The organism is Kitasatospora sp. NPDC001132 (assembly GCF_053598415.1).
On sequence record NZ_JBSFKF010000011.1, the window covers coordinates 46,473 to 67,247 of the forward strand.

Below are 20,775 nucleotides of genomic sequence, written 5' to 3' on the forward strand. Positions count from 1 at the left end.
AAGCGCCCGGTTGACGAGCTCTCGCACGTGCCCGAGTTCCTTGCGCAGGACCCTGACCGTCGGCCGCTCACCCGTGGTGCTTCCCGGGGCGTTGCGCACCCCCGCAACGCGTCCGTAAGCGCTGGGTCCGACCGGTGAACACAGGGCCGGCAGGCGCGGCGCCCGCACGTGGGCCGGCTGGTCAGCCGAGGTCGAACTGCCAGTACGCGGTGTCGCGATACCCGGGCGACTTCGGGGCGACCTCCAGTGTGACCGCGCCTCCCTCCCTGTCGGGCTTCACCCGTACCGGCACGGTGCGCTTCTGCTCCGTGCCGAGGGGCGGGGTGAGGGCGGTGACGGATTCGGCCCGGTCCAGGAAGCTCATCGCGGGAGCAGGGGCGGGAGCGGAGCCAGCGCCGGAGGTGGGGGTGAGGGAGGCCGGGCCGGAGTCGATGGCCTTCCCCGCGCGGACCACGACGGGGGCGGAGCCACCAGTCGTGCCGAGGCCGGTGTCGGGGGACGTCCCGCCCGGGCGCAGTTCCTGGCCCGTGCCGTTGTCGTAGGTGATGGTGAAGCTGTAGCTGTTGTCGGGTTCCCGGTGCGGCGGGCTCACGGTGATCCTCAGGCCGTCGTCGTAGCGGGCGGTCCCGCCGGCGTGCAGGGGCTCGACCGCGGTTCCGGGGCCTTTGACGTACCCGTGCTGGGTGAGGGAGTCCTCGAACTTGGCCAGCGCCATGGCTCCCAGGACGAGCAGGGCGCTGAGGAGCACCACCACGATCCCGCAGATGGTGGCCCAGCGCGGGTTGGCGGAGGGCTGGGGGTGGCTGGGAGCCGCGTTCGTGTCCATGCGCATCACGGTAGGAAGCGGCTGGTCGGAGTGCATGAGCGGGCGTACTCAAGGGCCGTCTGAGTAGTGCTGACGTGCGGCTGGCGGGACGCCCGGACGCAGAGCGCCACCTCAACGGGGCGGCACGGACGGCGACGAGACCCGCGCCGCGACCCGCACTTGCCGCCGGGCGGCTCGCGGGATGACGCTGGAGGAGAAAGACGGCAACGGGTGCGGGAGGCGTCGCTCGTGGACGGAGGCGAGCCTGCGGGCCGGTCGGCCAGTGGCCACCGGAGTGTGCCGCACACGGCCGACCTGCGGGTGGAGGCCTGGGCGCCGACGGCTGAGGGCTGCATCGGCGAACTGGTGCACGGTGTGGTCGGGAGCTTCGCGGACCTGTCCGGCGCGCGGATCGTCGGGGAGCGGGGCTGCACCGTGCTCGCCGTGAGTGACCCGGACCTGCTCGCGGGCGTGCTGGAGGAGGTCGTCTACCGGATGGACGTCGACGGCGAACTGCCCGTCGCCGTCGCGATCGGCCCCATCGAGGGCCTGGACGGCGCTCGTCGGGTGACGGTCCGCTTCCGGATGGCCGATGCCGCGACGGCGGCGCTGGTCGGCGCGGTGCCGAAGGCCGTCTCACTGCACGACCTGGACCTGAGCGCCGGGCCGGACGGCTGGACCTGCCGGGTCACCGTGGACGTCTGAGCGCCGGCCCGGGCGCGGTGGACCGGACCGCGGGAGCGGGGTGAGCGAGGTGGAGATCGCACTGGCCGAGGCGGGCCGCAACCGCTGGCGGATCGAGCCGCGCCCGCCGATGCGGGTGCCCGGCGTGGTGTTCGCGAACGGCGCGCTGCTGCCGCAGGCCGCCGGGGACAAGGCGCTGGAACAGGTGGCGAACGTGGCGACGCTGCCCGGGATCGTCCGCGCCTCCTTCGCGATGCCCGACGTGCACTGGGGCTACGGCTTCCCGATCGGCGGGGTCGCCGCCACCGACGTCGAACGGGGCGGGGTGGTCTCGCCCGGCGGGGTGGGCTTCGACATCTCCTGCGGGGTCCGGCTGCTGGCGGCCGGCGTCGGCCGGGACGAACTCGACCGGGACCGGCTCGTCCGACTGATGGACCTGCTGGACCGCACCGTCCCGCGCGGCCTGGGCCGGGGCGGCCTGTGGCGGCTGTCCGGGCCGGAGGAACTGGACGAACTGCTGCTCGGCGGCGCCCGCTACGCCGTCGAGCACGGGCACGGCGTGCCGCGCGACCTGGAACGCTGCGAGGACCGCGGCGTGCTGGCCGGCGCGGCCCCCGGCGAGGTGAGCACCCGGGCCGTCGAACGCGGGCTGCAGCAGGTCGGCAGCCTCGGCTCGGCCAACCACTTCCTGGAGGTGCAGGCCGTCGACCGGGTCCACGACGCCGAGACCGCCGCCGCCTTCGGACTGCGGCCCGGCCAGGTCTGCGTCATGATCCACTGCGGTTCGCGCGGCCTGGGCCACCAGATCTGCACCGACCACGTCCGCGCCATGGACCGCGAACTGCACCGCTACGGGATCGAGGTCCCGGACCGCCAGCTCGCCTGCACCCCGGTCGACTCCCCGCGCGGCCGCGCCTACCTGGGCGCGATGACCGCCGCCGCCAACTACGGCCGGGCCAACCGGCAGCTGCTCTCCGAGGCGGCCCGCCGCGCCTTCGCCACCGCGCTCGGCGTCGGGCTGGAACTGGTCTACGACGTCTCGCACAACCTCGCCAAGCTGGAGACCCACGAGGTGGACGGCGAACCGCGGACACTCTGCGTGCACCGCAAGGGCGCCACCCGGGCGCTGCCGCCCGGCGACCCCGACCTGCCCGCCGACCTGGCGGAGGCCGGGCAGCCGGTGCTGGTGCCGGGCACCATGGGCACCGCCTCGTACGTCATGGTCGGCCTGCCCGGCAACGAGGCGTTCCGCTCCGCCTGCCACGGCGCCGGACGGGTGCTGAGCCGCCACCAGGCGCTGCGCACGGTGCGCGGCGAGCGGCTGAAGGACGAACTGGAGGCGCAGGGGGTCGCGGTGCGGCCGGCCTCCTGGCGAGCGCTGGCCGAGGAGACCCCGCAGGCGTACAAGGACGTCGACGCGGTGGCCGCCGTCACCGAGGCCGCCGGGCTCGCCCGGCAGGTCGCCCGGCTGGTGCCGCTGGGCGTGTGCAAGGGGTGACGCACGGGAGACGTGCGCAAGGGTGGGGCATACCGCGGGTGAGTTCGCCGGACCGGTCCGGGCGCGTCCCTCGACTCGCACGGCCGGGCGCGCTTGGATGTCGGACGCGTCCGTCACGGGATCGCGTCCGTCACGGGACCGCAGCTGTCACCAGATCGCAGCCGTCACCGCAGCGCATCCGCCACTGGAGGTGGTCATGCCGGGCAACCCGGACCCAGCCGTCGACCGTCGGGGCACCGGAACCGGCCCGGTGATCGAACTGCGCTCACTCACCAAGCGCTACGGCGAGACGGTCGGCATCGAACGGTTGGACGTGTCGGTCGAGGCGGGCGAGGTGTTCGGCCTGCTCGGCCCCAACGGCGCCGGCAAGACCACCACGCTGCGCTGCCTGGTCGGCCTGCTCAGCCCCAGCGACGGACAGGTGCGGGTGCTCGGCCTGGACCCGGTCGCCGACCACGGCCGACTCGCCCCCTCCATCGGCTACCTGCCCGGCGAACTGCGCCTCTACCCCGAACTCACCGGACAGCAGACCCTCGATCTGCTCGCCGCCCTCCAGGGCGCTCCGGTGCCGCGCCGGGGCGAGCTGTGCGAGCGGCTGAAGCTCTCCCGGGCCGACCTGGCCCGGCCGGTGGGGGAGTACTCGCGCGGCATGAAGCAGAAGCTCGGGCTCGTCCAGTCGCTCCAGCACCGGCCGCCGGTGGTGGTGCTGGACGAACCGAGCGAGGGGCTCGACCCGCTGGTCCAGGAGACCTTCTACGAACTGCTCGCCGAGGAGACCGCGGCCGGGCGGACCGTCCTGCTCTCCAGTCACGTGCTGCCCGAGGTGCAGCGGACCTGCGGCCGGGTCGCCATCGTCCGCCACGGCCGGCTGGTCACCGTCCGCTCGGTGGCCGAGCTGCGCCAGGCCCGGGCCCGCCGGGTCCGGCTGCTGTTCCGCGACGGGCGGGGCGCCAGACCGCTCGGCGCCGCCGAGCGGTGGGCCCCGCGCTGGGACGGCCCACGGGTCGAGCTGCTGGTGCCGCCGGACAACGTGGTCGAGGCGGTGCGCACCCTGCTCGCCGAACAGCCGGTGGCCGACCTGACGGTGGAGGAGGCGGGTCTGGACGAGGCCTTCCTCGACCTCTACCGGTCCGTCGGCGACGAGGAGCGTCCGGACGGCGGCGGGCCGTCGGAACCGAGTGGCCTGCGGGAGGCGAGCGGGCCGTCGGAACCGAGCGGCGTGCCGGAATCGAGCGGCCCGTCGGAACCGGAGGAGAAGCCGTGAACCCGGGCACCGTCAACCGCCGCCTCCCGCTGGTCTGGCTCGCCCTGCACCGCCGCCGCCGGATGCTGCTCTCCCTGCTGTTCGGCATGGTGGTCTTCGAGACCCTGATCGTGGTGATCGCCGGAACCGTCCCGACCGCTGACCTGTTCGGCGAACGCCGCACCCCGCCCGGCGCGTTCAAGGCCTTCAGCGGCTCCAACGGCGACGTCTCCATCGCCAGCTACCCGGGCCTGCTCGGCGCCGGACTCACCCACCCGTTCTGGATCGCCCTCCAGTTGACCGTGATCGGCTCGCTCGGCGCCGCCGCCGTCGCGGCCGACGTCGAGTCCGGCACCATCGAGCTGCTGATGACCCGCCCGGTCTCCCGCCGCCGGCTGCTCGCCGAGCGGGCCGGCGCCCTGATCGCCGCCACCGTGCTGCTCAACGCCGCCGCCACCCTGACCCTCGGGATCGGGGTGGCGGCATCCCCGAAGCTGCGCGCGGCCGTCCCGGAGAGCGCGGTGTTCACCGCCGGACTGCTCGGCTGCGCCCTCGCGTTCTGCCTGACCGGACCGGTGCTGGCGGTCTCCGCGATGAGCCGGCGGCGGGCCCATGTGATCGGTGCGGCCGTCGCGTTCGGCGCGGTCGGCTTCGCGCTCAACTTCGTCGCGCTGGCCTGGTCCCCGGCCAGGTCGCTGCGCTACCTCAGCCCGTTCCACTACTACGCGCCGGGCGACGTGCTCGGCCACGGCGGGGTGCCGTGGGCGGCCTTCGGGGTGCTGCTCGGGGTGGGACTGCTCGGGCTGGCGGCGGCCTTCGTGCTGTTGGAGCGGCGGGACCTGGCCGTTTGAGGCGGGGACGTGGCAGACCGAGGCGGCCCCAGGCGGGCAGCTCGGTCAGCCCCAGGTGCGGGCCGCGGCCAGCAGTCGCTCGCGGACCAGGGCCACGTGCGGGTTGGCCGAGCCGGCCGGGCGGCGGACCAGGTAGGCGGTGTTGATCGGCGGATCGGCCGGCTCGTGCAGCAACCGCAGGGCCCCGGTGGCGAGTTCGGCCCGGCACAGGTAGCCGGGCAGTACGCTCCAGCCCGCGCCCGCCGTCACCGCCGAGAGCACCGCCCGCAGGTCCGGCATAGTGACCGCCGCCCGGGCGTGCAGCCGCCGGTCGAAGACGTGCCGCCAGTAGCGGCGGGCGATCGGCAGGTCCTCGGCGTAGCTGAGCAGCGGGACCTCGGCCAGCGCGCCGGGCAGCTCCCGGCCGGCCAGCCGCTCGGCCCAGACCGGGGCCGCGACCAGGACGAACTCCTCGTCGGCCAGCGGGTCGGCGAGCAGCGTCCGGCCGCGCGGACGGCGGGTGGCGACCACCAGGTCGTGCTGCCCGGCCCGCAGTTCCGCCAGCAGCGGGTCGGTCAGCCCGGTCGTCACCCGCAGCCGGACGCCCTCCGCGACCAGCGGGGCCAGCTCCGCCAGCAGGACGGTGCCGAGGAACTCGGCGGGCCCGGCGAGGTGGACCGGCTCCGGCACGCCGTCGCCGTGCCCGTCGGCGAGGCCCGCGAGCTGGTCCAGCGGTACGGCCAGGCGCCCGGCGAGCTCGTCGGCGTACGGCAGCGGGCTGACCCCGCGTGCCCGGCGCTCGAACAGCTGCCGGTCGAGCCGCTGCTCCAGCGCCCGGATCTGCGCCGTCACCGTGGACTGGGACAGGCCCAGCAGGTGCGCGGCCGCGGTGAGGGAGCCCGCCCGGTGCACGGCGAGGAAGGTCCGCAGCTGGTTGAGGTCCAGCGGGCCTGATCCGGTGGTCGGCCGATCGCTCATGCCGCCGAGCGTACGGGATTCCGATGACAGGACGGCTGCTGGACGATCCGGGTGAGGTATCGGAATCCCGATGCCTCGCATCGCGTGGCCCATTGGTTTCCGGGGGCCGGGCGCGTCTAGCGTCTCCAGCGTGAGCGCCGCGGCGGACCGTCGTGGCGGAGACCGCGGCACCCTTGGAGGCACACCTCATGGCCGACATCCTGTTCGTCGTGACCGGCGCGAGGTTCTGGACCCTGAACGACGGCACCGCGCACCCGACCGGCTTCTGGGCGGAGGAGGCGGTCGTCCCGTACCGCGCCTTCACCGAGGCGGGCCACCGGGTCACCGTCGCCACCCCGGCCGGAGTCGTCCCGGTCGCCGACGGGGCCAGCCTGACCGACCCGGCGATGGCCGAGGAAGTGGAGAAGATCGCCGAGTTCCGGCAGCCGCTGGTGCTGGCCGAGGTCGACCCGGCCGACTACGACCTCGTGTTCTACCCCGGCGGCCACGGCCCGATGGAGGACCTCGCGGTCGACCCCGACTCCGGCCGGCTGCTCACCCGGGCGCTCGCCTCCGGGCGCCCGCTCGGGGTGGTCTGCCACGGCCCGGCCGCGCTGCTCGCCGCGCGGGCCGAGGGCAGTGGCTGGCCCTTCGCCGGGTACCGGGTGACCGGTTTCACCAACGCCGAGGAGACCCAGGCCGGTCTGGCTGACTGGGCGCCGTGGCTGCTCCAGGACCGGCTGGTGGAGCTCGGCGTGGACTTCGAGGAGGGCGCGCCCTGGGCACCGCACGTGGTGGTCGACCGCAACCTGGTGACCGGTCAGAACCCGGCCTCCTCGGGGCTGGTGGCCGCCGAACTGCTGAAGCTGCTGGACGCGTCGGCGGCGTAGCGGCCGAACGGGCCCGCCGTCCGGCCGCCACGCCATCGGTGTCCGGACCCGCCGCGCCAAGGGTGTCCGGGCGGCCCGCCCCGCCGGCCGGTGCCCGCCGTCAGGGGAGGTCGTAGGCGGTGAGGGGGTGCCCCGCCCAGATCCGACGGGCGGCCTGCTCCGGGTAGCGGACGGTCTCCGAACGGGCGTCCAGCACCCGGGTGAGCTGCCCGTCCGGCTCGAAGGCGGGCCACCCCGGGTCGCCGGTGGTGGCGAACCGGACCCAGGCCTCCCGCAGTTCCGCCGAGACCAGGACCGCCTCCGGCGGGGGCGGGTCGCCGAGGAAGTGCCGCGCCGCGGGGCTGTCCAGGGTGCCGAAGGCGAGCGGCACGTCCAGGCCGTGGCAGGCGCCGAAGAGGCCGCCGAGGGCGGGGGCGGGCAGGGCGAGCTCGAAGAGGTACGAGGTGCCGCCGGCCGCCGCGTTGGCCTCGGCCAGCCGGAGGGAGGGCACCCGGAACAGGGCGTCGGAGCTGACGGCTTCGAGGAGTTCGGAGGGCGTCGCCCCCGGGAGGGCGGCCCGGTAGGCGTCCGGGCCGCCCGGCGGCGGGGCGAACAGCTCGAGCGCCAGCCGGGCCTCCTCCTCGGTGAAACCGCCGTGCCGACCGCTGAGGACACCGAACAGCCGGAACTCGTCCCGGGTGTGACCGACCAGCAGGTCGACGCCCTCGGTCAGCGCCGACCAGGGCGAGCCGGGCAGGACCTCGCCGTCGACCACCGGGACGGTGGCGATGCCGCTGTGCGCCAGCCGGCCCCAGCGCGCGAGGTGTTCCGGCAGCGCGGCGCCGAGTTCGGTGACGGCCGAGGCCAGGCGCCGGGGGTGCACCTCGGCGAGCGCGGCGGCGGTGGGGGCCGTACCGAGCAGCTTCGCGAGCTCGGCGGTGACCTCGGCGGCCAGGGCGGGGGTGCAGTGGCTGCCCGGCACGGTGTGGGCGACGGCCCGCCGGAACAGGCCGCGGGCGGCGTCCGTCGCCAGCAGCGCGGCGACCGACCCGGCGCCCGCGGACTGCCCGGCGACGGTCACCAGGGCCGGGTGCCCGCCGAACCGGGCGATGTTGCGCCGCACCCAGCGCAGGGCGGCGATCTGGTCGAGGAAGGCCCGGTTGGCCGGGGCGCCCTCCAGCAGGGCGAAGCCCTCGGCGCCCACGCGGTAGTTGACGCTCACCACGACCAGCCCGGCGGAGGCCAGCGCGGTCGGGTCGTACAGCGGGTCGTTGGCGGTCCCGGAGATGAACCCGCCGCCGTGGATCCAGACCAGGACCGGCAGGCCGGCCGCGCCGGGATCGGGCGTGCAGACGTTGAGGGTCAGCCAGTCGGAGTCCTCGGAGGCGACGGTGCCCTCGGCGGATTCGGTGGATTCGGCGGGAAGTGGTCCGGACTGCGGGACCATCGGGCCGAAGGCGGTGGCCTCGCGGACGCCGTCCCAGGGCTCGGGGTCGGCGGGTGCGGCGAAGCGGAGGGCGCCGACGGGCGGCTGGGCGTAGCGGATGCCGCGGAAGACCGCGAGCGCGTGGCCCGTCGGCTGTTCCTGCCGCCCTCCGTGCTGCTGTCCGTGCTGCTGTTCCGGTCCGCGCGGCCGCTCCCAGCGGCCGCGGACGAGTCCCTCGGTGGTGCGGATGACGGGTTGCTCCGACATGTGGGCGTTCCTCCCTCGGAAGGCTTTCCACGTTATAGGTCAGCTGTATTATGTCAAGTGTATGGAAAAGACTCCGCCGGGTGCGGGGAGAGCCGAGGAGCCGCCGCCTATGCCGAAGCAGGTCGACCACCGGGAACGCAGGGAGGCGATCGCCCGTGCGCTGTGGCGGGTCGTGGAGCGGCGCGGCGCCACCCACCTGACGATGCGCGAGGTCGCGGGGGAGGCCGGCATCTCGCTCGGGCAGCTCCAGCACTACTTCGGCTCCCGGGCGCAGATGCTCACCTTCGCGATGGACTTCGCCGCCGAACAGAGTGCGCTGCGGGTCGGCCGGGCGCTGGAAGCGCTCGGTGAGCGCCCGCACCCGCGTGAGGTGCTGCGGGCGATGCTGGTCGAGCTGCTGCCGCTGCACGCCGACGCGCGGGCGACCAGCCGGATGAGCGCCGCCTACGTGCTGGAGGCGCTGCACGACGAGGAGGTGCACGCGCGGGCGCGCGGCGGCCTGCTCCAGGGGCGGGCGATGGTCGAACAGGTGGTCCGGCAGGCGATCGCCGACGGGCACCTCGCGGCCGACCGCGACCCGGGGGTGGAGACGGACCTGCTGCTCGCGCTCACCGGGTTCACCACGCTGCTGGAGCTGGGCGTGGTCGAGCCCGCCGCCGTGCTCGCGGCCGTCGACCGGCACCTGGAGCGGCTGTTCGCTGCGCCGGGCGGCGCGGGCGGGGCTGTTGGCGGTGCCGTCGGCCGTGGGTGAGACGGCCGGTGGGCCGGCGGCCCGCCCGCGGAGCGAGCCCGGGCGTGGCACGCTACCCGGGTAGCACCGCCGTCCGCGATCAGGAGCACCGCCATGGACCGACCCGCCGCCCTCCACCTCGACGCCACCGCCTCCGGCCACCCGGCGGGGATCCTGGACGCCGCCGAGCGGGCCGAACGCCGGGGCATGGACCGGCTGGTGGTCGCCGAGACCGCGTACGACCCGTTCCTCCAGCTCGCCCGCGCGGCCGACCGGACCGAGTCGATCGAACTGGCGACCGGCATCGCGGTGGCCTTCGCCCGGACCCCGATGACGCTCGCCTACCAGGCCTGGGGGCTGCACGCCGCCTCCGGCGGACGGGCCGTCATCGGGCTGGGCTCGCAGGTCAAGCCGCACATCGAGAAGCGCTTCGGGATGCCCTGGGACCGCCCGGCCGCCCGGATGCGCGAGTACGTGCACGCGGTGCGGGCGATCTGGCACAGCTGGCAGACCGGCGAACGGCTCCGCTTCCGGGGCGAGTTCTACACCCACACCGTGATGACGCCGGTGTTCTCGCCGGACCCGGTCCCGTCCGGGGTGCCGCGGATCCTGCTCGCGGGCGTCGGACCGCTGATGACCCGGACCGCCGGGGCGGTGGCCGACGGCTTCCTGAGCCACCCGTTCTCCTCCACCGCCTACCTGACCGAGCAGGTGCTGCCCGGCCTGACCGAGGAGCGGGCCCGGGTCGAGGCGGAGGGCGCCGCGTGGACGGAGCGCCCGTTCGAGATCGTCGGCAACGTGCTCACCGCCACCGGCCGCACCGAGGAGGAGCTGGCGGCGAACCGCGCGGCCACCCGCGAGCGGCTCGCGTTCTACGCCTCCACGCCGGCCTACCGCCCGGTGCTGGCGCAGCACGGCTGGGAGGGGCTTCAGGAGGAGCTGCACACCCACTCGGTGCGCGGGCGCTGGGCGGAGATGGCCGCGCTGATCGACGACGAGGTGTTCGACACCTTCGCGGTCTGCGGTCCGGTGGAGGAGGTCGCCCGGGAGATCCACCACCGGTACGCGGGTCTGGTCACCCGGCTGTCCGTCAACCTCCCCGAGGAGGCCGACCCGGAGCTGGGCCTGGACGTCCTGGCGGCGGTACGGGCGTTGGGCCGACCGGAAGCGGACGCCGGGTGATCGTGGTGGGCGGTCGAGCGGACACCGGGTGACGAAGTCCGGGCAGATTCGCGCAATGCGTTTCCGGCGGTGAGGGCGGGCGGCAGGATCGCGGTGGTGGGCAGGGGTGTCCGGCGAGGGTCGGCGCCCCGGGGCCCGCCTCGTTCCGGGGCCTGTCGCGCCGTGCGGTCCGTCGCGCCGTACGGCCTGCCGTGCCCCGGCCACCCGTTGCCGATCGTGGGGGGTGCCCGCGTGCCCGTGTCCGACGACCGCCCGGCCGACTACCACCTGGCGGAGTGCTGGGACCCCGTTGCGAACAAGTACGTCGACGCCCTGGCCGACCTGGACGAGTTCCTGCGCGTCTGCGCCGAGCTGACCGGCTTCGACGTGCCCGAACTGCGCTCCACCGGCATGGCGGACGAGCACCACCGCACGACGCTGGCCCACCAGGTGCGCGACGAGCACGCCCTGGTCCACCTCTGGTACGTCGGCGCCTGGCCCGGCGAGGCGCCCTCCTCCGCCCGCGCCCACGACCAGGGACTGGTCTGGCGGACCTTCCACGCCGCTCCGCCGGGCGCCACCGCCCCCGGACACGGCAGCTGGGCCGCGGCACCCCGAGGGGCCGAGGACCGGGGAGGTGCCGGGGAGCACGGAGGTGCCGGGGGCCTTGAGGCCGTCGACGCACCCGACGACGGCCTCGAGGGCCGATGACCCCCCGCTGGGACGCCGTCGTGGTCGGCGCGGGCTTCGCCGGGACACTGGTCGCCCACCGCCTCGGCGCACAGGGCTGGCGGGTCCTCGTCCTGGAGGCCGGACGCGCCGCGCCCACCGGCGCCGAGGCCTCCGCCGCCCACCGCGCGGCCGGCGGCGGACCACCCGGCTCGCCCTACCCGCACAACCCCGAGGCGCCGTCACCCGACGTCACGGACCTCACCGGAAGCCCGGACGGCGGCTTCACCGCCGCCGGCCACCTTCGCCAGTACGGTCCGCTGCCCTACGCCAGCGGCTACCTGCGCGCCAACGGCGGCACCGGACTGCTCTGGACCGGGCTCACCCCACGCATGCACCCCGAGGACTTCCGCACCGGCGACCTCGGCCACGGCCGCAACTGGCCGATCGGCTACCACGACCTGGAACCCCACTATCGCGAGGCCGAACGGGAACTCGGTGTCGCCGCCGACGCCCGGGAGCAGCGCCACGCCGTCGGACTGCCCATCCCGGACGGCTACGACTTCCCGATGCGGGCGGTCCCGGCGAGCTACCTCGACCGCCGGCTGGCCCGCGCCCTCGACGGCCGCACCGTCCACGACCCCGCCGTGCCCGGCCCCGCCCGGCTCGCCGTCACCGCCACCCCGCACGCCCGCAACGGCGTGCCGACCAGGCCCGGCTCCGCCGACGGGCCGCTCTGTGCGGGCAGTGCCGGCTGCGTCCCGGCCTGCCCGAGCGGCGCCAAGTACACCCCGCTGCGCACTCAGGCCCGCTGGGCGGCCGGCGTCGAACTGCGCACGGAGGCCGTCGTCAGCCGGGTGCTGGCCGACCCGCAGACCGGGCGGGCCCGGGAGGTCGAGTACGTCGCGGGTGGCACGACCCACCGGGTGACGGCGGACCTGGTCGTCCTCGCCGCGCACGCGATCGAGAACGCCCGACTGCTGCTCCTCTCCGGTCTGGCCGAGCGCAGCGACCAGGTCGGCCGGAACCTGATGGACCACCCGGCCCTGCTCACCTGGGGGCTGATGCCCCGCCCGGTCGGCCCCTACCGCGGGCCCGGGTCCACCAGCGGCCTGGAGGTGTTCCGGTTCGGCCCCGGGCGCGCCCGCCGGGCGCCGTTCCGGATCGAGATCGGCAACTGGGGCTGGTCCTGGGCGGGCGGAGCGCCGGAGGCCGAGGCGGCGGCGCTGCTCGCGGCGGGCCTGCGCGGCAAGGAGCTGCGCGAGCGGCTCGGCGACCGGCTGGGCCGTCAGTTCTCGCTCCAGTTCGAGCTGGAGCAGCCCGCCGACCCGGCCAACCGGGTCACCCTCGACCGGGACCGGCGCGACCCGCTCGGTCTGCCGGGACCGGCCGTCCGCTACGACCTCTCGGAGTACGTCCGTGAGGGGATGGCCTCCGCCCGGGCCGTCTCCGACCAGCTGTTCGCGCTGCTCGGCGCCGAGGACCACACCGCCTACCCGGCGACCGGATGGCCGGGGCGGCTCGAACACCGGGGAACCGTCCACGGCTACCGGGGCGCCGGCCACGCGGGCGGCACCCACATCATGGGCGACTCGCCCGCGAACTCGGTGGTCGACCACTGGCAGCGCTGCTGGGACCACCCGAACCTGTACGCCGTCGGCTGCGGCTCGATGCCCTCCCTCGGCACCTCCAACCCCTCGCTCACCATGGCCGCCCTCGCGCTGCGCAGCGCCGAGCGGATGCACCGCGACCTGCTGGAGCTGCACCGCCCGGCGACCGTCCTGCCCCCCACGCCCGACACGTTGTCCTCGTCGCTCTCCTCCTCGTCCCCGGAGTCCTCATGACCGGCCTGCCGCTGCCTCCCGTACCGGAGCCGTATCACCTGCCCTTCCACTACGGGGCGCTGCACAACATCGGCGTCGACTACCTGGTCGACCGCGTGCGGGCGCGCGAGCTGCTCGCCAAGCGCCACCCCGGACTGAGCGTCGCCGCCTTCGACGGCGGGGCCTGCGTCTCGCTCAACTACCAGCTCTACTTCGCCCAGTACCCGAACGGCGGCGGCATCACCCAGGAGCTGGAGATCAACCTGATCGCCCACCCGATCTTCGCCGAGGACCGGATCCCGGTGGTCAACTACGGGCAGTACGCCCGGGGTTACGACCAGACCAAGCTGCTCGGGATCGCCCGGCTGCACGTGCTCTGCGACAACCCCCATGCCATCGACGCCGGGCGCCGGCTGTACGCCGAGCCCAAGCACCCGGGCTGGTTCGAGACCACCCTGCCCTCCCTCAACGCTCCCGCCGTGCGCGAACGCTGGTCGGTCTCCTGCCGCCGGGCCACCCTCGGGCCGGACGGACTGAGCCGCCACGACGAGGAACTCGTCGCTCTGGACGTGAACCTGATCGGCCTCACCCCAGAGTCCGTCAACAACACCCCCATCACCGGCTACGGCACCGACGAGGAGGGCCAGCTGCTGGCCGGACCGCTCAACGTCCACCAGCCCTACCGCTACTACGCCCTGGACGACCGCACCGCCGACCGCGTCCGGCTCGACCTCGGCAACCCCGCCGAGGAGTCCGCCCGCGACCTCGCCCACCTGATCGCCGACGCGCCGGCCGCCGGAGTCTGGACCTACCAGTCCCCGCCGGTCGCCGCTCACAACCGGGCCTACTACGTCCGATGACGGCGCCGGTCTTCGCTCCGGGCGACACCGCGGTGCGGCGGGACGTCACCCAAGGCCGGGTCTGGTCGGCCATGCCCTACACGGTCCTCGGGGACGACGGTGCGACCCTGACGCTGAGCGCCCGCCCGGGGACGGAGACCCTGGCCCCGGCCGCCTGGACGCTGCCGCCCGAGGCGCCGCTGCCCGTCCTCCCGGCCACCGCCCTCAGCACCCCCGTCGCCGTGGACCGGGACGGCCCGGCTGCCGGTTAGGGGTGTGCCCTGCACCGGCCCGGCGGTCTGCCCGGGGCTTCGGCCAGGCTGCGCAGGAGGTCACCCGGGCGCCGGCGGAGCGCCCGGGCCGGTGAACGCGGCCGGTGCCGCGCCGGGCGGGGCACCGGCCGTCGGTGCCCGCGACCAGCGGCCGGCGAGGACGGTGCCGACGATCAGCTGGAGCTGGTGGTAGAGCATCAGCGGCAGCACCACCAGTCCGGCCTGTGCTCCGAACAGGACGGTGGCCATCGGCAGGCCGTTGGCCAGGCTCTTCTGCGAGCCGCACAACACCGCCGCGATGGCGGACGGTCGGTCGAGGCCCAGCAGCCGCGCGCCGAGCCCGGTGGCTGCGAGGGCGGCGGCGAGCAGGGCGAGCAGCACCGCGAGCAGCCCGAGCAGGGCCAGGGGAGTCGCCAGACCCCAGATGCCCTGGGACACCGCCGCGCTGAACGCCGTGTAGACGACCAGCAGGATCGAACCGCGATCCACCGGGGTGAGCACCCGCTTGTGTCGGGACAGCGGACCGCCGAGCCACGGACGCAGCGCCTGCCCGAGCAGGAAGGGCGCGAGCAACTGGAGCCCGATCCGCAGCAGCCCGTCGGCGGACAGTTCGGTGTGCGAACCCAGCAGCCAGGCCGCCAGCAGCGGCGTCAGCACCAGCCCCGCCAGGCTGGAGTAGGTGCCCGCGCAGATCGCCGCGGGGACGTTGCCCCCGGCGGCGCCGGTGAGCGCCACCGAGGACTGCACCGTCGAGGGCACCAGGCAGAGGAACAGCACTCCGGTCTGCAGCGGCCCGGTCAGCGGGACGGGCGTGAGCAGCGCGGTGGCCACACCGAGCAGCGGGAACAGGACGAAGGTGGCGGCCAACACCAGCCCGTGCAGTCGAAGGTGGCGCAGCCCGGCGAGCGTTTCGCGGGTGGAGAGCCGGGCGCCGTAGAGGAAGAACAGCAGCGCCACCGCGAGGTCGCAGGCCACCTCGGCGACCCGTGCCGAGCCACCCGAGGCCGGGAACAGCGCGGCCAGCCCGACCGTCCCGGCCAGCGCCGCCATGTACGGGTCCAGCCAGCGAGGCAGCAACCTACGGGAGCGGGGCCCGGGACCGGACGGCGGCGTCGGCGTGCCTTCTCCGCGCGCCCGTTCCTGGCGCGCCCGTTCCCGGTGCCTCCGTTCCCCGCGCGCCCGGAGCCCTGGTGGCTGCTCCGGGCGCGCCAGGCGGTCGGTCACGGGCCGTCTTCCGCTGCCGGGCGGACCGTGTGCCCGGACGAGGAACCGGGCCCGATCAGTCCGCCGACCAGCGAACCCTCGCCGTCGTGGTCGCTGCCCGCGGAACCGCTGCCGTTCTGGAGGTTGGCCGTCCGGTCGACCTCCAGCCAGGAGTCGGCGTGCGAGTTGTCCACGACCGTGATCAACCCGCCACCGGCCGCCGCGGGCGACGCGGCTCCCGCGAGCAGGGCGCAGGCACCGGCCAGCCCCAGCGCGGTGGCCCGCAGCGCGGCGGCCGGCGACACCGGCGCGAGCGCGCGCAGCCCGCTGCTCATGCCGTCACCGCCATCAACCCTCGGGAGCGCGAGATGTTCCGCTCCAGCAGCTCGGTGGACTCCCGCACGCCGACCTGGTCCCGGCCCCCGGCCGGGGCCGGCAGCCGCCCGTCGGCGATCTTCAGCCCGGCCAGCGCCTCGTCCATCGCCCGGTGCGCGGCGAACAGGCACGGGGTGCTGTAGATGGCAACGTCCACCCCCAGGGCCGACAGCTCCGAGAGCGACAGCCGGGGCGACTTGCCGCCCGCGATCTGGTTGAACAGCAGGGGCTTGTCGCCGACCACCCGGCGGATCCGGCGGATCCACTCCTCGCTGCGCACGCCGTCCACCAGCACCACGTCGGCGTCGGTGGCGGCGAGGGCCCGGGCCCGGCGCAGGATGTCGTCCTCCTCGGTGGCGTCCGTGCGCGCGACCACCACCAAGTCCGTCCGGTTGGCGAGGACGAGCTCCAGCTTCTCCAGGTACTCCTCCAGCGGCAGCACCAGCTTGCCGTCCGCGTGCCCGCAGCGGCGCGGACGCTTCTGGTCCTCGAGGATCACGCCGGACGCGCCGATCCGTTCGAGCCTGCGCACGACGTGGCAGGCGACCTCCGGATCGACGTAGCCGTCGTCGATGTCGACCAGGAGGTGGTGCCGGGGGAAGGCCCCGCGCAGCCGTTCGACGAAGCCCACCATGTCGGGCCAGGCGATGAAGCCGATGTCGGGCAGCCCGTAGTAGGAGGCCGCGAAGCCGAAGCCCGAGACGAACATGCCGTCGTAGTGATCGGCCGCGATGGAGGCCGAGTACATGTCGTAGACGCCGATCAGCGGCGTCGTCCCCGGGCCCGCGATCTCCGCGCGCAGCCGCTGCCCGGGGTTGTCCGATGCCGTGTTTCCGTGGAACAAGGTCTTCTCCTCACTGGGGATGACTTTGCCTGAACTTGGTGTTCACCAGACCGAACTGAGGTGTCATCACTATGCGCCCTTTAATGTTCCGTGGGCAAATCTTTAAGAGAGATTCCCTCGTTAGGGTGAAGCGGAGGCGATAATAGGAAAGGCGTAAAAATGTAAGTCCCATAAGCGAGCTGACTCGTCGGCAGTGCGGCAGGACGGGTCCGTCCACGCCAAGACGGCGCCGGGGCCCGCCCGGTGAGGGGCGGGCCCCGGCGCTGGGGTCCGGAGTGCGGTCGGGATTGTGGTCCGGTGTGGACTCAGGAGTCCAGGGGCTCAGGGGTCCAGGGGCTCAAGGGTTCGGCACCGGGGGCACGGCGCGGCGCTCGCGCAGCGTCCGGAGCATCCGCCGGGTGGCCTTGGTCGCGACCGGCGGCAGCAGCTCCAGGGCCAGCCGACGCGGGGCGGAGCGCTGGACCGGAGCCTTGACCTGGTAGTTGAGGCGCATCACCCGGGCGCCGGCGATGGTGTCCTCGTCGGCGGTGTACCCGTCGGCCCGCCAGTCGCGCTCGCGCAGGACCGCCTGGGCGGCCGCCGCGTCGCCCCAGGTGCCGTAGAACTTCATCGGGGTGAGCAGCACCGGCCGCAGCCCGCCGGTGAAGACCGCCTCCCAGACCGCGGCGGCGACGCCCGGGGTGTGCTCGGAGCGGTAGTCGTCCAGGGCGACCAGGCCGTTCTCGGAGAGCGCGGCGCGGGCCACGGCGATGTCCCCGGCGACGTGCTCGTAGAGGTGGGAGGCGTCGACGTGGACGAAGCGGCAGCTGTGCGCCCGGATCCGGCCGTCGGCCAGTACCGCGGTCGGGGCCTGCACTATCTCGGGCAGCTCGCCGTGGAAGGCGAGGTAGTTGGCCTCGAAGGCGCTGCGGGTGAGGGTCTTCCGGTAGGACATGTCCATCTCGGCGGCGTTCTCGGCGTCGCCGGCCTCGGAATCGAACAGGTCGCAGACCGTCAGCCGCTCGCCCGGCCGCAGGTGGTCGCCGAGCAGGACGGCGCTGCGGCCGAGGTAGCTACCGAGTTCCAGGATGTCGCCGGTGACGCCGGCCGAGGTCTGGGCGGACAGCAGGTGGCTGAAGGCGGCTCGGTCGAGGCTGAAGAACCAGCCGGGGATGTCGTCCCGCTTCAGCGGCGCGGAGTGGACTGCGGCCTCGACCGCGGGATCGGCAGTGGGCACGGCGGCCTCCAGGGGGACGGCGGGGCGCGGTGGCGGCTCACGCCGCGGAGGGGATGCCGAGGACGTGAGGCGGATCATCATAGCGATGCCGGGGCCGGGGGGAGCCAGGTGTGGAACGGCCCAAATCCGCTTCTTCGCTCTGCTGTTCGGCAGGGGCGTGCGCCGTTGTTCCCGCCTGCGGTTCGCCTGTCGGCCTAGTGTTCCGAGGGCTTCGGCTCCGCCGGTGTGCCGGGGGTCTCCGAGGGTGCCGCGCCGCCCGGCCTTTCCAGTTCCGCGATGGTCTCGGTCAGCCAGGCCCGCTCGGCGGCCGTGGAGGCCCGGGCGACGAGCAGCATCCCGCGCCGGAAGGGGTTCGGCTCGCGTTCGGCGGTCACCGGCCGGCCCGCCCCGTCGTGGAAGAAGCTGCTCGGTGCGTCCAGGAAGCCCAGTCGGCGGCGGAGGACGGCGGCCTGTCGGGGCGGATCGGCGAGGTGGTGCAGGAAGGCGGTGACGGTGAAGAAGCGGATCTGGTCGGTGATCTCGACCTGCTCCGGATCGGCCAGCCGGCGCAGCAGTTCGGCCCGACCCTCCGCCGTCAGCTCCAGCGTCTGCCGTGGAACGGCGCCGCTGCCCGGTACGGTGCGCCGGAGCAGCAGCCCGGCCTTCTCCAGTCGGGCGATGGCGGGGTAGAGCGCGCCGTCGCTGACCGGCCGGACGTGGCCGGTCAGCCCGGTGATCCGGGACTTGAGCTCGTAGCCGTGCAGCGGCTGGTCGTACAGGAAGCCGAGGATCGCGAGCGTCAACACGGCTGGAGCCCTTCGGTCGGAGTGCGCCCTGTGGAGCAGCAATGTTACCTCTTGTCGATGTGCCTCTTGTCGATGTGTCTCGAAACGATGTAACTCTATTCGAGGCTTTGGTGGCAGGTCGAGGCGAGCCGAGTCCGACCGGGCCGAGCAGGAGCGCCACAGCGGATGGGCGCCACAACGGAAGGGGGAGGGCCATGCGCGGACAGTCGCGCCGGCTCACGGCACTGGCGGTACCCGTCTACGCGGAGCTGTTGTCCGGGGTGGTCGCCTCGGTGATCGGCACGTTCTGGGTGGCCGGTCTCGGCGGGGCCGCGGTCGCCGCCGTCACCCTGGCCGGCACCGTGGAGAACCTGCTGCTCGGCCTGGTGCTGGTGGTCGGCTCCGGCGCCAGCGTCCGGCTCTCCCACGCCCTCGGCGCCGGCGACCGGGCCGAGGCCGCCCGCACCGCCCGCGCGGCGGGGTGGCTCTGCGCGGCGGGCAGCGTGGCGCTCGCCGTCCCCGGCTTCCTGCTGCGCGACCGGCTGGCGGGTGCCTTCCTGGACGGCGAGGCCGCCGCGCACGCCGCCGGGTACTTCACCGTCGCGTTCCCGGCGTTCGCGTTCTTCTTCGGCCAACGCGTCGCCGACGAGCTGTTCAAGGGCGCCGGCGACACCCGCACCCCGATGCGGATCGCCCTGCTCTCCAACGCCCTGCTGCTCCTCCTCGACCCGCTGCTCATCCTGGGCCCGGGGCCGCTGCCCGCCCTCGGCGTGCCGGGAGCGGCCCTGGCCCTGGCCCTCTCGCGGGCGATCGCCCTCGCCGTCACCCTGAACCTGCGCCGGAGGTCACGACGATCGGCGGGGCAACCGGCGGAGCGGCGTACGGGGCCGCAGCCGCGGACCTCCGACGGAGCGGCCGGGGGAGTGGGCGCGGCAGCGGTACGGATCGTGCGCGCGGGCGCACCGTTCGGCCTGGACTTCACCGCCCGGATGGCCGTCGGAGCCGCCCAACTCGGCCTGGTCGCAGGCTTCGGCGTCGCCGCGGTGGCCGGGTACGGCCTCGGCTACCGCGTCCTGCTCGTCGTCACCATGGCCTTCTACGCGCTGCGCCAGGCCGCCGCGATCGAGGCCGCCCGCCTGGCCGGCGCGGGGGAGGGCGCCGCGCTGCGCACCCTGAGCCGGGCCACCGGCCGCCTCGCCGCACTGCTCGGCGCGGTGTCTGCCGTGCTCTCCGTGACGCTGGCCGGACCGCTGACCGCGCTCTTCACCGAGGACCGGGCGGTGGTCGCGCAGTCCGTCGGCTTCCTGCGGACGGCGGCGCTCTACCTGCTGCCGTATGCCCTGGTGGTCGCCCTCGGCGGGGTGCACCAGGCGGCGGGCGCCGGCCGACCGCTGGTGATCTCCGTGCTGCTCGGTCTCGGGGCCCAACTCGCCGCCTCGGCGGCCCTGTCCGGGCCGCTGGGAGTGTCGGGCGTGTGGCTCGGCCCGGCGGTGGGCGCGGCCGTGCAACTCGCGCTGCTCGCCGCACTGGTACGGTCCCGGTCCGAGCGGGAGACGCGCGGGGGCGTGTGCCAGAGTGGGGGCCATGGCACTCACCCCGGACGGGCGGCCGATCCCGCCCCCGCACGCCGCTGAACGCGCCATGCTGGAGAGCTGGTTGGACTTCCAGCGGGCCACCCTCGCCCGGAAGGTCGACGGGCTCGACGACCGGCAGGTACGGCTGGCGTCCGTCCCGCCGTCCACGATGACCCTGCTGGGCCTGGTGCAGCACCTCGCCGAGGTCGAACGCAACTGGTACCAGCGGGTGTTCGACGGCCGGGAGGTCCCGCCGGTGTACGGCCCGGAGAACGCGGACGGCTACGGGCTGGACCCTGCGCGCGGAATGGCCGAGGCGCTGGCGGACTGGAAGGCGGAGATCGACCGGGGCCGGGAGCTGACCGCGGACGAGTCACTGGACGCGGCCGGCGCGCTCTCCTCACAGGCCGCGGCGGTGCTCGGCGCGGACAGCGTCTCGCTGCGCTGGATCCTGGTGCACCTGATCGAGGAGTACGCCCGCCACAACGGCCACGCCGACCTGCTCCGGGAGCGCATCGACGGCGTCACCGGCGTCTGACGGCACGGGCGCCGCTCACGGGCGCCGCTCACGGGCGCCGCTCACGGACGGCGCCACCGAAGAGGCCCGGCCGGGCACCGGGCCCGGCCGGGCAGCCGCGCGGCGAGCGAGCAGGCCGCACGGACGCTGAACCCCGGCCCGACCGGGCCGGTCGGGCCGGGGCGGCGAGCCGGGGCGGACGGCGCCGG

Annotated in this window: 21 protein-coding genes; 13 read left to right on the top strand and 8 right to left on the bottom strand. The window is 74.8% G+C overall.

The window, feature by feature from the left end; translation table 11 throughout:
* Window positions 1-181: 181 nt before the first annotated feature.
* Window positions 182-826: a hypothetical protein gene (locus ACWDBE_RS17260; protein WP_449808443.1), complete on the bottom strand. Its 645-nt coding sequence runs from the start codon at window positions 824-826 to the stop codon at window positions 182-184.
* Window positions 827-1,102: 276 nt separating this feature from the next.
* Here ACWDBE_RS17260 and ACWDBE_RS17265 point away from each other — a divergent pair, with 276 nt between their 5' ends.
* The 4 genes from ACWDBE_RS17265 (at window position 1,103) to ACWDBE_RS17280 (ending at window position 5,081) form a co-directional block, all read left to right on the top strand.
* A complete protein-coding gene (locus ACWDBE_RS17265; protein ID WP_449792643.1) occupies window positions 1,103-1,510 on the top strand; it encodes an archease in 408 nt (135 codons plus the stop codon).
* A 49-nt stretch (window positions 1,511-1,559) separates the two neighbouring features.
* Window positions 1,560-2,987 carry an RtcB family protein gene (locus ACWDBE_RS17270; RefSeq protein ID WP_449792644.1) on the top strand — a complete coding sequence of 476 codons (1,428 nt, stop codon included), beginning with the start codon at window positions 1,560-1,562 and terminating at the stop codon, window positions 2,985-2,987.
* A gap of 196 nt (window positions 2,988-3,183) precedes the next feature.
* Window positions 3,184-4,251, top strand: a complete 1,068-nt coding sequence (locus ACWDBE_RS17275; RefSeq protein WP_449808444.1) for an ABC transporter ATP-binding protein — start codon at window positions 3,184-3,186, stop codon at window positions 4,249-4,251.
* Window positions 4,248-5,081: an ABC transporter permease subunit gene (locus ACWDBE_RS17280; RefSeq protein ID WP_449808445.1), complete on the top strand. Its 834-nt coding sequence runs from the start codon at window positions 4,248-4,250 to the stop codon at window positions 5,079-5,081. Before ACWDBE_RS17275 ends, ACWDBE_RS17280 begins: the two co-directional genes overlap by 4 nt.
* Window positions 5,082-5,126: 45 nt before the next feature.
* On the opposite strand, the gene ACWDBE_RS17285 is transcribed toward ACWDBE_RS17280, so the two are convergent.
* Window positions 5,127-6,038 carry a LysR family transcriptional regulator gene (locus ACWDBE_RS17285; RefSeq protein ID WP_449792647.1) on the bottom strand — a complete coding sequence of 304 codons (912 nt, stop codon included), beginning with the start codon at window positions 6,036-6,038 and terminating at the stop codon, window positions 5,127-5,129.
* 188 nt (window positions 6,039-6,226) lie between these two features.
* Between ACWDBE_RS17285 and ACWDBE_RS17290 the strand changes: the two genes are divergently transcribed.
* Window positions 6,227-6,907: a type 1 glutamine amidotransferase domain-containing protein gene (locus ACWDBE_RS17290; protein WP_449808446.1), complete on the top strand. Its 681-nt coding sequence runs from the start codon at window positions 6,227-6,229 to the stop codon at window positions 6,905-6,907.
* 100 nt (window positions 6,908-7,007) lie between these two features.
* Here ACWDBE_RS17290 and ACWDBE_RS17295 read toward each other — a convergent pair whose 3' ends face one another.
* A complete protein-coding gene (locus ACWDBE_RS17295; RefSeq protein WP_449808447.1) occupies window positions 7,008-8,579 on the bottom strand; it encodes a carboxylesterase/lipase family protein in 1,572 nt (523 codons plus the stop codon).
* A 109-nt stretch (window positions 8,580-8,688) separates the two neighbouring features.
* Between ACWDBE_RS17295 and ACWDBE_RS17300 the strand changes: the two genes are divergently transcribed.
* From ACWDBE_RS17300 to ACWDBE_RS17325, 6 genes are all read left to right on the top strand, one after another.
* Window positions 8,689-9,330 carry a TetR/AcrR family transcriptional regulator gene (locus ACWDBE_RS17300; protein ID WP_449792650.1) on the top strand — a complete coding sequence of 214 codons (642 nt, stop codon included), beginning with the start codon at window positions 8,689-8,691 and terminating at the stop codon, window positions 9,328-9,330.
* Window positions 9,331-9,423: 93 nt separating this feature from the next.
* A complete protein-coding gene (locus tag ACWDBE_RS17305; RefSeq protein WP_449792651.1) occupies window positions 9,424-10,491 on the top strand; it encodes a TIGR03617 family F420-dependent LLM class oxidoreductase in 1,068 nt (355 codons plus the stop codon).
* A gap of 231 nt (window positions 10,492-10,722) precedes the next feature.
* On the top strand, window positions 10,723-11,181 hold the full coding sequence (locus ACWDBE_RS17310; RefSeq protein ID WP_449808448.1) for a hypothetical protein: 459 nt from the start codon (window positions 10,723-10,725) through the stop codon (window positions 11,179-11,181).
* Window positions 11,178-12,983, top strand: a complete 1,806-nt coding sequence (locus ACWDBE_RS17315; RefSeq protein WP_449792653.1) for a GMC family oxidoreductase — start codon at window positions 11,178-11,180, stop codon at window positions 12,981-12,983. The genes ACWDBE_RS17310 and ACWDBE_RS17315 overlap by 4 nt, the downstream gene beginning before the upstream one ends.
* Window positions 12,980-13,822 (top strand): hypothetical protein, encoded by an 843-nt coding sequence (locus ACWDBE_RS17320; RefSeq protein WP_449808449.1) that lies wholly within the window; start codon window positions 12,980-12,982, stop codon window positions 13,820-13,822. Before ACWDBE_RS17315 ends, ACWDBE_RS17320 begins: the two co-directional genes overlap by 4 nt.
* Window positions 13,819-14,073, top strand: a complete 255-nt coding sequence (locus ACWDBE_RS17325) for a hypothetical protein (protein ID WP_449808450.1) — start codon at window positions 13,819-13,821, stop codon at window positions 14,071-14,073. Before ACWDBE_RS17320 ends, ACWDBE_RS17325 begins: the two co-directional genes overlap by 4 nt.
* Window positions 14,074-14,133: 60 nt before the next feature.
* On the opposite strand, the gene ACWDBE_RS17330 is transcribed toward ACWDBE_RS17325, so the two are convergent.
* From ACWDBE_RS17330 to ACWDBE_RS17350, 5 genes are all read right to left on the bottom strand, one after another.
* Window positions 14,134-15,123, bottom strand: coding sequence for a bile acid:sodium symporter family protein (locus ACWDBE_RS17330; RefSeq protein ID WP_449808525.1), 990 nt, complete (start codon window positions 15,121-15,123; stop codon window positions 14,134-14,136).
* Between the two features lie 170 nt (window positions 15,124-15,293).
* Entirely contained in the window at window positions 15,294-15,611 is a 318-nt protein-coding gene (locus ACWDBE_RS17335) for a hypothetical protein (RefSeq protein ID WP_449808451.1), read from the bottom strand.
* Complete coding sequence (locus tag ACWDBE_RS17340; RefSeq protein ID WP_449808452.1) at window positions 15,608-16,495, bottom strand: isocitrate lyase/PEP mutase family protein; 888 nt, start codon at window positions 16,493-16,495, stop codon at window positions 15,608-15,610. Before ACWDBE_RS17340 ends, ACWDBE_RS17335 begins: the two co-directional genes overlap by 4 nt.
* 337 nt (window positions 16,496-16,832) lie before the next feature.
* Complete coding sequence (locus ACWDBE_RS17345; RefSeq protein ID WP_449792658.1) at window positions 16,833-17,711, bottom strand: class I SAM-dependent methyltransferase; 879 nt, start codon at window positions 17,709-17,711, stop codon at window positions 16,833-16,835.
* Window positions 17,712-17,905: 194 nt separating this feature from the next.
* Window positions 17,906-18,496: a PadR family transcriptional regulator gene (locus ACWDBE_RS17350; protein ID WP_449808453.1), complete on the bottom strand. Its 591-nt coding sequence runs from the start codon at window positions 18,494-18,496 to the stop codon at window positions 17,906-17,908.
* 194 nt (window positions 18,497-18,690) lie between these two features.
* Between ACWDBE_RS17350 and ACWDBE_RS17355 the strand changes: the two genes are divergently transcribed.
* Entirely contained in the window at window positions 18,691-20,109 is a 1,419-nt protein-coding gene (locus ACWDBE_RS17355) for an MATE family efflux transporter (RefSeq protein ID WP_449808454.1), read from the top strand.
* On the top strand, window positions 20,060-20,587 hold the full coding sequence (locus ACWDBE_RS17360) for a DinB family protein (protein WP_449792661.1): 528 nt from the start codon (window positions 20,060-20,062) through the stop codon (window positions 20,585-20,587). Before ACWDBE_RS17355 ends, ACWDBE_RS17360 begins: the two co-directional genes overlap by 50 nt.
* Window positions 20,588-20,775 lie beyond the last annotated feature (188 nt).